Raw genomic sequence first — 13169 nt, forward strand, 5'->3', positions numbered from 1 at the left:
TTTGTCCGCTAAAACATACTTTTTTCATTGCAAAAAAAGAAGTCTCCTCCGATTAGAAGAGACCTCCAATATAATACACCTTTGAAATTATTATCGATTACGCATTCCTTCCATAAATGTCCTTGCAGCATGATAAGGATCATCTGCTTGCATAATCCCTGATACTACAGCGACACCCGTAATATTTAGTCGGCTTAGCGCTGCTAGGTTTTCTGTTTTAATACCGCCAATTGCAACAATCGGAATAGTGACAGAATCAATAATTTGTTCAAGCATTCCTGGTGGGAGTACCTTCGCATCTTTCTTTGATTGTGTAGGGAATACTGCTCCTACGCCGATATAATCTGCCCCATAATGCTGAGCAGTCTTTGCTTGTTCCACGGTCGATACGGACACACCGACCAGCATAGAAGAAGGAACAAGACGTCGCACCGCTGCCAGTGGCAGGTCACTTTGCCCGATATGAACCCCATCCGCTTCCACAGCTAAGGCGATATCTACTCGATCATTGATGATGAGCGGAACGTCATAACGTCTTGTTAATTCTCTTAAACGAACCGCCTTCTGAAAAAATAGCTTGCTAGAAGTACTTTTTTCCCTGAGTTGAACCATGGTGACTCCACCCTTGATTGCAGCCTCGACTATTTGCAGCAATCTGTCTTCTGGTACGGATTCTTCGGTTACCAAATATAATGTATAGTCTCGTTTCATGTTAGTCGCACCCTCGCTTCCCATTTTTCTCCACTCATATTCGTTATTTCATCCATCAGTTTTACACGGAATGTACCAAGACCCTCATGGCCAACCAATTGTTCCCTGGCAAGCTCTCCAGCAAGACTCATGACGGACATACCTGCTACTGCAGCAAAAAACGGATTATCAATCGCTCCAGCAAAGCAGGCGATTAAGGATGCAGTCATGCAGCCTGTCCCTGTTACTCTACTCAGCAGAATATCCCCATTTTCAACCGTAATGATATCACTTCCATCAGATATTACATCTTCTTTTCCACTGATGACAGTAACAGCATGAAGCTGTTGGGCTGCTTTTAATACTAAGCTTTCTTTCGTAATAGATATCTCGCCAGCATCTACTCCACGAGTCTGTGCATCTCCACCGACTAAGCTGAATATTTCTGAAGCATTACCACGTACAATCGTGACTTTTACCTTTTTAATAAATTCACGCGCTAATTCGGTTCGAAAGCGGGTCGCACCTACACCAACAGGATCAAATATTACCGGGATCCCTTTTCGATTAGCGGATTGACCTGCTAGAATCATCGCCTGGTACATTGTATTATCAATGGTTCCAAAGTTAATTACTAATGCATCCGCTAGTTGGGCCATATCCGCAACCTCTTCGATTCCAGTTGCCATAACAGGTGAACCCCCAATAGCAAGCGTTACATTAGCACAATCATTAATGGTTACATTATTTGTTATATGGTGAATCAATGGTTGCTTCTCTCTCACCTTTGCAAATAATGGTATTATGTTCGTTTTGTTCATCGATTCGACACCTCTGATTCCATATCAAGATAACCAGCATTTTTATAGAGTTCATAAAAATGGTTTGTTGGCCCATGTCCACTACCGAGGGAGAGACTGTATTGAATGGCAGTAGTGATATATTGCTTGCCTCTTTGAATCGCCTCCTCGAGGTTCATTCCCTTTGCTAGATTTGCAGCTATTGCAGAGGATAGGGTACAACCAGTGCCATGGGTGTTTTTCGTTTCAATTCGCTTCCCTTTAATCCACAGAGTTGTTTCACCATCATAAAACAAATCATTTGGTTCCCCCTGTAAATGCCCACCTTTTAGGAGGACCGCTTTTGCACCAAGGCCAACGATTTGTTTACTCGCTGCAATCATATCTTCTTCTCCCTCAATTACCTGTCCCGTGAGAACCTCTGCCTCTGGAATGTTTGGTGTTACTATAGAAGCTAAAGGAATCAATTTCTCGATTAATGCTTCAATAGCCTCTTTTTGCAGGAGATGACTACCTCCCTTTGATACCATAACTGGGTCTAATACGATATGGAATGGTTTATATTTTTTCATATTTTCGGTAATCATCGCTACGGTAGCTGTTGAAGATAGCATTCCAATTTTCACAGCATCCACTGGAATATCCTCAAAAACAGCATCGATTTGATCCTTAATAATCGATAAATGGATATCTTGTACGGAACGAACCTCCATTGTGTTTTGCGCTGTTACTGCTGTTATGACAGACATGCCAAACACCCCATTAGCAGCAAATGTTTTTAAGTCTGCCTGGATGCCTGCACCTCCACCCGAATCCGATCCTGCTATGGTTAGCGCTGTATTCATCTAATGCTTCCCTCCTGTAAAATCTGTCGTTTAAACTATCTAAGTAGCAAGCTATTTAAATTGGCCAGTCTTGCTTGTAGTAGTTCATCTCCCAAAATAAGTACTCATATTTAGAAGTCATTTGAAAATGTTTTTCTAAAACAGCGAGCTCTCGTTCAGGCTTCCCTGCCGCTAACTCATCCATTAACTCGATTAACCATTTTGCCCCATCTGCAAATGTATCTGAGTCATATGTCTCTATCCACTTTGCATATGGATGGAGTGACAACCGATCACTATATTGCCTGCTTAATAATTTTCCAATCTCCCAGTAATCCCAAGCGCATGGCAACAGACAAGCAACCACCTCAGCAAGACTTCCATTTTGTGCTACATTCAACATATAGTTCGTGTATGCAATATTAACTGGTGTTGGTCTTGTTGCTTCTAGCTCTTCACTGCTGATACCGAATTCAGCCGCAAACTGTCGATGAAGCTCCATTTCAACATGTAATGTATCATGTAATACCTGTGCAAACCTGCCCATTGTTTCTAGATCTTGTGCTTTCAAAACACCTACGGAAAACAGCTTGGCATAATCGATTAAATACACATAGTCTTGCTTTAAATAATGGACGAACTTGTCTCGTTCCAATGTTCCTTTTCCAATTCCCTGTACAAATGGATGGTTATGATTCTTTTCCCATATCGGTTGAACATTAGCATACAACCGGTCTGTAAAGTTCGTTGTCGTCATGACTTTCATTCCCAATTCCTCCTTTAGGCTGATAGCTAGAAATAATCGTTGCCTAGTATTCCTCACCCGAAGATCCTTCTCCATCGAATAGAAAAGCCACCCCCTAATAAAGGAAGTGGCAGAATGAAATAATATATATCATTATTCGCCTACTTCCCTCCGCTAGTTTTAACTAGATCAGGTTCAAAGGGTCTAGAACCGAGGTTCAATCTCAGTCTTCGTGAAGACTCCCCTAGTGCAAACGATAGTTTCACTACTAGGTTATCATGTCTCAACATAATTGCAAGCCGTAACTGCTAATATGAGTAAAAAGTACCCTTATGTTCTACTTATGAAGCTTTCCACCCCATGCATAGGTAAAGATGACTTTTTTCATATTGCATTAACGTAGGATACGCATTACACTAAGAAATAAAAATATTAAAGAGGTTAGAGTGTGAATCGATTGAGAAAGAAAGACATCCATGAATTAATCCATCAGCAAAAAGGGACCCGACTTAGTCGAACGTTAGGGCCTTTTGATCTCATCATGCTAGGAGTAGGAGCAATTATTGGGACCGGTATTTTCATATTGCCGGGAACTGTTGCTGCATTACATGCTGGTCCTGGTATTATTTTTTCTTTTATTATTGCAGCAATTGTCTGCTCTTTTGCTGGAATGTGTTATTCCGAATTTGCTTCTTCCATACCAGTCACAGGTAGTGCCTATACGTATAGCTACACCGTGTTTGGTGAATTAGTTGCTTGGATTGTGGCATGGGCGCTAGTACTTGAGTACGGGCTTGCAGCCGCTTCTGTTGCGACTGGATGGTCAGCTTATTTTGTATCCTTATTAAAAGGATTGCATATTACCATTCCCCATGCACTAACAGGTCCCTTCAATCCAGCAGAGGGAACATATCTTAACCTTCCAGCGATAGTTATCGTACTACTATTAGCTTATCTATTAACCTTTGGTATAAAGGAATCGAATCGTCTTAATAAGATAATGGTCTTAATTAAACTATCTGTAATTGTATTATTTATCGTTGTAGGTGCATTTTATGTTAAATATGATAATTGGCAACCATTATTGCCATTTGGTTGGGATGGCGTGTTTACAGGTGCAGCTCTTGTATTCTTTGCGTACTTAGGATTTGATGCTGTATCTTCAGCGGCAGAAGAGGTGAAAAATCCCCAAAAGACAATGCCTATTGGAATCATTGGTTCATTGTTTATTTGCACTAGTCTATATGTTGTCGTTTCTCTAGTATTAACAGGAATGGTATCCTATACGAAATTAAACGTTAGTGATCCAGTTAGTTTTGCTATGGGACTAGTCAATCAAAATTGGATTGCTGGATTTATTTCACTCGGGGCTATAGCTGGAATGATGACGGTTATTCTTGTGTTTCTTTATGGAGGGACAAGACTACTTTTCGCTTTAGGACGTGACCGACTACTCCCAAAACGCATGAGTCAATTAAATGCGAAGGGGAACTCACCAGTCTTTAGTACTTGGATCTTTTCCTTTTTGATTGCCTTTTGTGCGGGTATCGTACCTTTAGCCAAGCTAACCGAAATGGCTAACATGGGGACATTGCTAGCATTTACCATCATATCGCTTGGTGTGATCTTTTTACGAAAGGACCCTAATATTCCAGCTGGGGGATTTCGTGTTCCGTTCTTTCCGGTCATTCCAATCGTATCCTTTTTGTTATGTCTATTCCTAATGACACAGTTATCAGCACATACATTAATTGCATCAGGAATCTGGTTTGTAATAGGCTTGTTAATTTATGGCTTATATGGCTGGAAAAATAGCTTGATGCATAAGAAAGGGTGAGCAAACCTTTATGGGCGCTCACCCTTTTTAACTTACTTTTCTAATAAAGAATTTCTTAACTGATGAATTTCTTCTTTTTCTAATCCTACGCCATTTATTAAATAGTTTTCCACATTTCCATATTTCTCTTCTATCTCATCAAAAAATGCACGTATATATGCAACACGAGCTTCGTACATCGCTATGACGACATCACGATCAATATGCTCTGGGAAAGCGTAACCGATTTTCTCAAAACTTTTTTCCATAATTTCTAGAGCATTATTCGTATATAAATAATCCTCCTCGATTAATTGACGTGAAACACCAAGTGCACTTAGAAGTAGTGCAGCAACAGCTCCAGTTCTATCCTTTCCCGCCATGCAGTGGAATAAAAGGGCTTTATCAGGTTCATCCAATAAAATCCTAAATATCTTTTCAAACGCTGCCGTTTTCCCCACCATTGCACGGTTCATATTCAGTAGCATTTCACCGGGTTTACTATTAATTAGCTTATCCTCAAATTTTATAATATCTCCAGCTTGCCTTACTGCAGCTTCATCATTCATCAGTGGAATATGAATCCATTTAATCCCAGTGATTTCTGGATCTGGATGGTTCGTTATTTCATCCTGATCACGCAGGTCACAGATATGTTTAATTTCCAACCCCTGCAAGACTTCGATGCCTGCTGCTGTCAATAGGCTCAAATTTCCTGAACGAAAAAGCTTACCTTTTCTAACATGACGGCCATCCTCGGTTATCATTCCACCTACATCTCGAAAATTAAAACTACCTTCCAGCAAAATATCCTTTATTGCCTGTTCCAATTTCCTCTCCCCCATTTTATCTCTGTAGTCTTCACTGCTTCCTATTATAAAAATTATATCTTAATCCCATTAGAAGCGTATGTTCCAAACATATCATAGTGAGGAGAGTTTGGCTATTCCCCTTGGAATCCTTCCTAAGAATAAAAATCAAAATCCAAACGAGACTATAATAAAAGCTCATTTAAAATAAATGCCTAATTCAAGGAGAAGGAGATTACGTATGAAGAAACATTTGATTGTTTCACTTTTAGTTCTATTTATTGTATTATTCTTACATTTACCATCCACTTCTCACGCTAGTTCAACCTCAAACCTATATGAAGTAAAGGGTGGTGATACATTGCCTAAAATTGCTAAACAATTTAGTACCTCCACATACGAACTTAAAATCACAAATGGTCTCCAGTCTAACACCCTACTAGAGGGGCAGAAGCTAATCGTACCAGTGATCCATGAAGTTGCTCCTGGGGAAACCTTACAACAAATAGCTAAAGAATTTCACTCAACCGAGGAGATCATCCAACATGTGAATCGTCTTCCCTCTAAGCAATTACGTCCAGGGCAAATGCTAACAATTAAGCCAAAGCCATTGAACATGGAAGGACAGCATATTGTAATGACTAGAGAGGAATTTCAGGACTGGCTGCTCAACCAGAAGTTCACAAGGGAAATCCATCTCATTCAACAGCATCATACGTGGCGACCTTCCTACAAGCATTTTCATGGTAACAATTATTTTCAAATGTTAAACAGTATGCAGCAGCATCATATGAAAACAATGGGTTGGAGTAATATTGCCCAGAATATCACTACCTTCCCCGACGGAAAAATTGCTCTTTCTCGTCCGATTAATATTGCCCCTGAGGGAACCATTGGGACAAAGGCTAATGAAAATGGCATTGCTATCGAGCATGTCGGAGACTTTGATCTTGGTCATGATGTTATGACACAGGAACAAAGAGATACAATTATATTCGTAACGGCACTGCTAAGCTTAAAATTTTCCTTAGAACCATCTATTGACACAATCACCTATCATCATTGGTGGCACTACAAAACAAAGGAAAGGGTACTCGACAACGCAAAGGACAATGAGGTTAAATCCTGTCCTGGTACTAATTTTTTTGGAGGAAATTCAACAACTCATGCGAAGAATAACTTCTATCCTTTAGTGGAAAAGAAAATGGAAGAGCTACGGGATTTATTTCATAGAAATCAATAAAATTTTATGTACCAGCCCTACATGGATTAATGGCCAGATCCCTTAAACAGGAACTGGCCATTTCCTCTTCATTAATCCTCGAATCGCTTGATAAAGTCTACAAATTTCACTACAAACTTTTGTAAGAATTCAGCAGTGCCTTCATTAGTAATTGCTCCACTCTCATTCATTAGTGTTGCTACATTACCAATATATGCTTCAGGTTGCTGAAGTACTGGTACATTCACACAAGTTAGCATTTGGCGCAAATGATGGTTAGCTCCAAATCCACCGATCCCTCCTGGGGATTGGCTTATGATTGCTGCAGGCTTTCCACCCCATTTATTATCTGTCTTTGGACGAGAGGCTGTATCTAATGCATTTTTTAACACAGCTGGAATCGAACGATTATATTCAGGTGTTACAAATAAAAATGTATCACATTCCCCAATTTTTTGTCTGAACTCGTGTAGCACTTCTGGTGCATTATTCTCATCATCAAAATCCTGATTATAAAAAGGTAGATTACCGATTTCTATTAACTCTGTTTCAAATCCTTCTGGGAAATAGCCCATTACATTTTTAGCAAGCTTTTTAGAATATGATTCCTTTCGAAGGCTTCCTACTAGAACTCCAACTTTTGTCATCTCAATCATCCTTATTCTTGTATTCTGATACAAATTAAATTGTAGAAAAAACAAAATTATAAGTCAAAACATCAGTTTCTCTACTAACGCTAATAGTATCTCTTTCGTTATACGCTTTATGTATTCACGTTACATAACGCCCTAATATATTTGTCAAAATGACAGGTATTGATTATAGTTGTGATGTACGATAAAAGTTAAATAGTTTTACCGGTAAGATTGGTGTCATAATAGACTTAATAGGGAATCTGGTGAAAAACCAGAACTGTACCCGCAACTGTAAATGCTGACGAAATAATCAAAACCACTGTTTATGAACGGGAAGGGATTAGAGTAGGTTATAGCATAAGTCAGGAGACCTGCCAATAGTACATATAGTAATATCTTCTTCGGGAGTTGGGGAGGTATAACGAGGGTAATGATGTTGGTAGCAGTTCAACCACTGCTATTTTTGCTCTTGTTTGTAAACCCATCTTATCGGATGGGTTTTTTTAGTATTGTGAATACTATCTACATTTCACGTCTCTCTCCTCTAACTAGAAGGCCTATTGACAAAACAGGAAAAGAGGAAATAATATGACAGAAAAGTTATCGACGAATGTATCCAGAACAAATCAAACAAAGCTGGTACTGCCACCGGATACAAATCATTTAGGTACTATTTTCGGTGGGACCGTACTTGCTTATATTGATGAAATTGCTGCTATCACAGCGATGAAACATAGTAATCAGGTTGTTGTCACTGCCTCAATTGATACGGTTAACTTTCTTTCATCTGCTCGGGTTGGTGATATTCTGCACCTAGAAGGTGTTGTTATATCGACGGGGAGAACCTCCATGGAGGTGTTCGTAAAAGTAGAATGCCAAAACATTCAATCAGGAGAAAAGACGATTACAACAACAGCAATTCTTACGATGGTCGCTGTTGATCAAGCTGGAAAGCCTACACCTGTCTGTGGGGTTATACCGGAAACCGAGGAGGAAAAGCGACTATTTTTGAGTGCTCCAACTAGAAGAAACAGGCGTCTACAAATAAGTGCAGAAAAGATGAAATAATTTATCAGCATGATTTTTTAGTGATGGTTATGAGGTGGGACACAAGTGTTCTTCAACACTACTTGATCGGTGCGAAAAACGCTTGGAAAACACATTACACGAAACAGTAAATGATCCGACCCTTCGAAATGATTGTTTCGTTATGTCCCATCCTCTATTAAAATTCCTTCCGTTCTCCTTTTAAGAACTTTTTCCATCATTTGAAATAGCGGCGTCTATTTTCTTATCTAGCTCTGCAATTAAATAAAGCTCTTTTTCCCTATCCATATTTCGATAATGATGCTTGTTTCCAGGTTCTTTGTCAGATTCATCTGCTAGATGTACAACTTTTTGAAGAGGGGTGAATTGGAATTCTCCTGTTGGGAGTGCAGAATCCGTGTGAAAAAGAATAGCATGGGCGATTTCTTTGGCAACATGCTTATCCTCTCCCAAACGTACGAGTAGCTTATGTGCACGTTCCGCTCCTTTTATCGGATGGATATCATACTCACGATAAAGTCGGTAATCCCATTTTCCTTCACTATACCATTCATAATGACCAATATCGTGTAGAAAACCTGCCTTTGCTGCTAAATCAGGATTAACACCATATTTTATTGCTAAGTCATATGCATGGTAGGCAACAGAAATTGCATGTGCCATTCCAGAGCGTCTTACATATTTTTGCGTTATCGGATGAAGGTAAATATTGGTTAAGGTTACTGTTCTCATAGATGTCCCCTCCTGACTGATAAAATTATCGATATATTACCATTTGAAGCGATAGAATGCAATTGAAAAAATCCAACCAAAGTAAAGGTAATCATAAAAATTTCACGGTACTAGTTTATTTCCCTAATCCGTGCTGCCACAAACTGCATATCTTCACGAAGTAATGGATATAAATTAGGTCGACGTCTAGCGGCAAGTGGATGATATGCAGCAGTTACAGTGTGTTCGCCCACTAGATGCCACTTACCTCTCAAACCTTTTACATCCAGTTCCGAATTGCGGAAAAAGGCCTGAACCGCAACATTACCAAGACAAACAATCAGCTTTGGATTTTGCTCAGCTAATTGCTCTAATAAATGCTGCATACAAATAGCTCGTGTCTTCTCTTTATCATAGGCTCGAACTGGTTGCCTTTTTAAGATATAGGTGACATAGAGTTGTTTTTTGGTTAATCCTGCTTCATGCGTTGCTTGCTGTAAGGTTTGTCGCGTACCACATACCATAGGATTACCCTTTCGATCCTCACGTGCCCCTGGATTGTCTAGAATAATCATTATTGGAGCTTTCGGGTTGCCTTCACCCCAAATCATTCTTGACCCTTGTCGATATAAGCCACATTCTTGGCATTCGGTTAGGCATGACGGGACAGGGTCCTCTGGCCAAACTTCTGGGCAAAACTCACTCATGAATTATCACACTCCTTAGGTTTAGATTGTCCCTTAGAAACAAATTCACCCAATAAAGAGATACTGATGTAGGATGTCTTTTTACAATGAATTTCTACGTGGATTATCGAGTATGAGGGATTTAGACAACTTTGATATAATAAAGAAAATAAATTGGTTTCAAGGGGTGTATAAAAGTGAGTAAAAAGTGTTTATTAAATGTTGATTATACGAATGATTTCATTGCTGAGGATGGAGCATTAACTTGCGGGAAGCCTGGACAAGCTATAGAAGAATATATTATAAGCCTAACCAAACAGTTTATTGATAACGGAGATGAGGTAGTTTTTGCAATTGATAAACATCTCGAGAATGACCCCTATCACCCTGAAGCAATGCTTTATCCCCCTCATAATATCGTCGGGACAAAAGGAAGAGAATTATATGGTGATCTACAAAATGTGTGGGAAGCTAATAAATCGAAATCGAATGTTCACTGGATGGACAAAACAAGATATTCCGCATTTGTAGGTACTAGTTTAGAGCTTTTCCTCCGTGAAAGAAAAATATCTGAAATACATATTGTTGGCACATGTACTGACATCTGTGTCCTCCATACTGCGATTGATGCATATGGAAGAGGCTTTGACATTGTCATCCACGAAAATGGTGTTGCAAGCTTTAATCAAATTGGACACGAATGGGCATTGCAGCACTTTGTGAATACACTAAATGCAAACGTAGTTAAAAATTAAACGTAAGGTTCATGAAGTTAAGGAAAGAATGAATAATAACCACTCTTTTAGGAGGTACTCCAATGGAAAATACTGATGATAGCTTAACCCTCCATACAGATTTATATCAAATTAATATGGCTGAAACTTACTGGGCAGATAATATCCATGAGCGCAAGGCAGTATTTGATTTATATTTCCGAAAACTACCATTTGGAAATGGATATGCCGTATTTGCTGGTTTGGAAAGGGTAATAGAATTTGTAAAAAACTTCAAATTTAGTGATTCTGATATTCGTTATTTAGCTGAACAAGGATATCGTGAGGATTTTCTTGATTATTTAAGAACGGTACGCTTTACTGGTTCAATTAAGTCTATGCAAGAAGGAGAAATAGTGTTTGGTAATGAACCCCTTCTTCGTGTTGAGGCAGGTCTAGTAGAGGCACAGCTTATAGAGACGGCATTATTAAATATTATCAATTACCAAACACTAATCGCGACGAAAGCATCTCGTATTAAACAAATTGCCAAAAATCATATGTTAATGGAGTTTGGTACGAGAAGGGCCCAAGAGATGGATGCAGCCATTTGGGGAACTCGCGCTGCCTTTATAGGAGGGTTTCAAGCAACGAGTAATGTTCGTGCAGGAAAATTATTTGGTATCCCTATCGCTGGTACGCATGCCCATGCGATGGTACAAGCCTACCAAGATGAATACACTGCCTTTATGAAATACGCAGAACGCCATAAGAACTGTGTTTTCCTAGTGGACACGTATGATACATTAAAATCTGGGGTACCTAATGCGATACGAGTAGCAAAGGAGCTAGGTGACCGTATCAACTTTTTAGGTATTCGTTTAGATAGCGGTGACCTTGCATACCTTTCCAAAAAGGCAAGAAAGATGTTAGATGAAGCAGGTTTTACGGAGGCAAAAATATTCGCTTCAAACGACTTAGATGAACATACGATATTTAGTCTTCATTCCCAGGATGCTAAAATTGATGTCTATGGCGTGGGAACCAAGCTAATTACCGCTTTTGACCAGCCTGCCTTAGGTGCGGTATATAAATTAGTTGCCATTGAAAATGAACATGGTGAAATGGAAGATACGATAAAGATTTCTGGAAATCCAGAAAAAGTAACGACACCAGGGGTGAAAAAGGTATATCGAATTATTAATACGACCAATCATCGTTCTGAAGGGGATTACATCACATTGGAGGATGAGGATCCGAATAAGGAAAATAAAATAAAAATGTTCCATCCTGTTCATACCTATATCAGCAAGTTTGTCACTAAATTCAAAGCTGTTAACCTGCATCACGAAATTTTCCAGAATGGAAAATTAGTCTATGATACTCCGAGCTTAGAGGAATTACAAGCATATGCTGAAAAGCAATTACAGTTATTATGGAATGAATATAAGCGTCCTATAAATCCGGAAGAATATCCTGTAGATTTAAGTATCAAAACATGGGAAAATAAAATGAGAAAGATAGAAGAGGTTAGAAAGAAAATAAAATAGCATTTCATAAAATTATTTAACAGTGGCATCGCTATACCTATGCGATGCCATATTTTTTATACTTTATACGTATCGAATAATTTAAAATAACGTATCATAAGTTGATTATAGAATGATACTACAGCCTGAAGGGAGGAGTTATAGGTTGTTTGATTTCTTACTAGGAGATCAACTAGCGTGGAATATTCCTTTGTTCATGTTGCTCCTTCTCATCGCATTACTTTATAAATGGCTTGTAAAGAATTACTTACATAAAACAATTGTACATAGGAAAACATTTTCCATTTTTCTAGGCTTGGGACTCTTATACCTGGCAATTGGTAGTCCTTTAACGAAGATTAGTGAACTATCCTTTAGCTTACACATGCTTCAGATGAGCATACTTTATTTCATCATTCCGCCGCTTATCATTTATGGAATGCCAGCTTTTAAAGCATTAAACAGATGGCTTCTCCCCCCACAGATCGCTTTAGTAAGCTTTGCTATATTACTTTTTTTGTATCATATTCCAATCGTGATAAACCTTTTATCCGCTTATTCAGCTATTCATAACGGATATGTTACACTATTATTTATCTTATCCTTGCATTTCTGGTGGCCATTAGTTGCACCTGATCCGAAGCATCGTTTCCAAGGAACAGTGAAAAAACAGTATTGTCATTATAATAGCCTCTATATTATGCCAGCCTGTTTGTTATTAATTGTTAGTGCTGTAATCGGCGAGATTAATAATCCATTTCTCACACAAATTACTGCTCATCTATGCCTGCCTTCCGAAACCAACTCCATACAAGTACTCCCTCCATTTTTTAATACTTCATATGATCAAATAACAGCAGGAATACTTATGATAGGAATCCATAAGCTGTCTTTAAAATTAACCATTCATATTAGTAATGATTCATGAAACATTTATCGAAG

At 38.8% G+C, this 13169-nt stretch carries 14 protein-coding genes and 2 riboswitches; of the genes, 6 read left to right on the forward strand and 8 right to left on the reverse strand.

Annotation, left to right across the window (positions count from 1 at the left end; all coding sequences use genetic code 11):
- Positions 1–90 precede the first annotated feature (90 nt).
- From thiE to tenA, 4 genes are read right to left on the reverse strand one after another with little or no spacing between them, the layout of a single operon-like run.
- Positions 91–711, reverse strand: coding sequence for a thiamine phosphate synthase (thiE, locus tag HNR27_RS13000; protein WP_429340046.1), 621 nt, complete (start codon positions 709–711; stop codon positions 91–93).
- Entirely contained in the window at positions 708–1511 is an 804-nt protein-coding gene (gene thiM / locus HNR27_RS13005; protein ID WP_429340047.1) for a hydroxyethylthiazole kinase, read from the reverse strand. The genes thiE and thiM overlap by 4 nt, the downstream gene beginning before the upstream one ends.
- Positions 1508–2335 (reverse strand): bifunctional hydroxymethylpyrimidine kinase/phosphomethylpyrimidine kinase, encoded by an 828-nt coding sequence (thiD, locus tag HNR27_RS13010; protein WP_429340048.1) that lies wholly within the window; start codon positions 2333–2335, stop codon positions 1508–1510. Before thiD ends, thiM begins: the two co-directional genes overlap by 4 nt.
- Positions 2336–2390: 55 nt before the next feature.
- Positions 2391–3080, reverse strand: a complete 690-nt coding sequence (tenA, locus tag HNR27_RS13015) for a thiaminase II (RefSeq protein WP_429340049.1) — start codon at positions 3078–3080, stop codon at positions 2391–2393.
- A 128-nt stretch (positions 3081–3208) separates the two neighbouring features.
- Positions 3209–3315: riboswitch (TPP riboswitch) on the reverse strand.
- A 192-nt stretch (positions 3316–3507) separates the two neighbouring features.
- On the opposite strand from tenA, the gene HNR27_RS13020 reads away from it, so the two are divergent.
- Positions 3508–4896, forward strand: a complete 1389-nt coding sequence (locus HNR27_RS13020) for an APC family permease (RefSeq protein ID WP_429340050.1) — start codon at positions 3508–3510, stop codon at positions 4894–4896.
- Between the two features lie 32 nt (positions 4897–4928).
- Here the strand turns inward: HNR27_RS13020 and HNR27_RS13025 are convergent, their stop codons facing one another.
- Positions 4929–5705 carry a tyrosine-protein phosphatase gene (locus HNR27_RS13025; protein ID WP_429340051.1) on the reverse strand — a complete coding sequence of 259 codons (777 nt, stop codon included), beginning with the start codon at positions 5703–5705 and terminating at the stop codon, positions 4929–4931.
- Between the two features lie 220 nt (positions 5706–5925).
- Between HNR27_RS13025 and HNR27_RS13030 the strand changes: the two genes are divergently transcribed.
- Positions 5926–6927 (forward strand): LysM peptidoglycan-binding domain-containing protein, encoded by a 1002-nt coding sequence (locus HNR27_RS13030; RefSeq protein WP_429340052.1) that lies wholly within the window; start codon positions 5926–5928, stop codon positions 6925–6927.
- A 71-nt stretch (positions 6928–6998) separates the two neighbouring features.
- On the opposite strand, the gene HNR27_RS13035 is transcribed toward HNR27_RS13030, so the two are convergent.
- Positions 6999–7553, reverse strand: coding sequence for an NADPH-dependent FMN reductase (locus HNR27_RS13035; RefSeq protein WP_429340053.1), 555 nt, complete (start codon positions 7551–7553; stop codon positions 6999–7001).
- A gap of 203 nt (positions 7554–7756) precedes the next feature.
- A riboswitch (cobalamin riboswitch) is annotated at positions 7757–7934 on the forward strand.
- Between the two features lie 195 nt (positions 7935–8129).
- Between HNR27_RS13035 and HNR27_RS13040 the strand changes: the two genes are divergently transcribed.
- Positions 8130–8609 (forward strand): acyl-CoA thioesterase, encoded by a 480-nt coding sequence (locus tag HNR27_RS13040; RefSeq protein ID WP_429340054.1) that lies wholly within the window; start codon positions 8130–8132, stop codon positions 8607–8609.
- A gap of 180 nt (positions 8610–8789) precedes the next feature.
- Here HNR27_RS13040 and HNR27_RS13045 read toward each other — a convergent pair whose 3' ends face one another.
- Together HNR27_RS13045 and HNR27_RS13050 are read right to left on the reverse strand one after the other, a co-directional pair.
- A complete protein-coding gene (locus HNR27_RS13045; RefSeq protein WP_429340055.1) occupies positions 8790–9320 on the reverse strand; it encodes an HD domain-containing protein in 531 nt (176 codons plus the stop codon).
- A 110-nt stretch (positions 9321–9430) separates the two neighbouring features.
- Entirely contained in the window at positions 9431–10006 is a 576-nt protein-coding gene (locus HNR27_RS13050) for a uracil-DNA glycosylase (protein WP_429340056.1), read from the reverse strand.
- Between the two features lie 176 nt (positions 10007–10182).
- On the opposite strand from HNR27_RS13050, the gene HNR27_RS13055 reads away from it, so the two are divergent.
- The 3 genes from HNR27_RS13055 to HNR27_RS13065 all read left to right on the forward strand — a co-directional run bounded on the left by HNR27_RS13055 (position 10183) and on the right by HNR27_RS13065 (position 13155).
- A complete protein-coding gene (locus HNR27_RS13055) occupies positions 10183–10740 on the forward strand; it encodes a cysteine hydrolase family protein (RefSeq protein WP_429340057.1) in 558 nt (185 codons plus the stop codon).
- 62 nt (positions 10741–10802) lie between these two features.
- Positions 10803–12248: a nicotinate phosphoribosyltransferase gene (locus tag HNR27_RS13060; protein WP_429340058.1), complete on the forward strand. Its 1446-nt coding sequence runs from the start codon at positions 10803–10805 to the stop codon at positions 12246–12248.
- Positions 12249–12393: 145 nt separating this feature from the next.
- A complete protein-coding gene (locus tag HNR27_RS13065; RefSeq protein ID WP_429340059.1) occupies positions 12394–13155 on the forward strand; it encodes a cytochrome c oxidase assembly protein in 762 nt (253 codons plus the stop codon).
- Positions 13156–13169 lie beyond the last annotated feature (14 nt).

Origin of the sequence: Ornithinibacillus bavariensis, from assembly GCF_050433565.1 — a bacterium.
Taxonomy (GTDB): Bacteria; Bacillota; Bacilli; order Bacillales; family Amphibacillaceae; genus Ornithinibacillus; species Ornithinibacillus bavariensis.

What these genes read in the sequence shown, in the direction of transcription:
- HNR27_RS13035 (WP_429340053.1), bottom strand. Translation starts at nt 7,553, where the DNA reads ATGACAAAAGTTGGAGTTCTAGTAGGAAGCCTTCGAAAGGAATCATAT.
- HNR27_RS13060 (WP_429340058.1), top strand. Translation starts at nt 10,803, where the DNA reads ATGGAAAATACTGATGATAGCTTAACCCTCCATACAGATTTATATCAA.
- tenA (WP_429340049.1), bottom strand. Translation starts at nt 3,080, where the DNA reads ATGAAAGTCATGACGACAACGAACTTTACAGACCGGTTGTATGCTAAT.
- thiM (WP_429340047.1), bottom strand. Translation starts at nt 1,511, where the DNA reads ATGAACAAAACGAACATAATACCATTATTTGCAAAGGTGAGAGAGAAG.
- HNR27_RS13050 (WP_429340056.1), bottom strand. Translation starts at nt 10,006, where the DNA reads ATGAGTGAGTTTTGCCCAGAAGTTTGGCCAGAGGACCCTGTCCCGTCA.
- HNR27_RS13040 (WP_429340054.1), top strand. Translation starts at nt 8,130, where the DNA reads ATGACAGAAAAGTTATCGACGAATGTATCCAGAACAAATCAAACAAAG.
- HNR27_RS13030 (WP_429340052.1), top strand. Translation starts at nt 5,926, where the DNA reads ATGAAGAAACATTTGATTGTTTCACTTTTAGTTCTATTTATTGTATTA.
- HNR27_RS13045 (WP_429340055.1), bottom strand. Translation starts at nt 9,320, where the DNA reads ATGAGAACAGTAACCTTAACCAATATTTACCTTCATCCGATAACGCAA.
- thiD (WP_429340048.1), bottom strand. Translation starts at nt 2,335, where the DNA reads ATGAATACAGCGCTAACCATAGCAGGATCGGATTCGGGTGGAGGTGCA.
- thiE (WP_429340046.1), bottom strand. Translation starts at nt 711, where the DNA reads ATGAAACGAGACTATACATTATATTTGGTAACCGAAGAATCCGTACCA.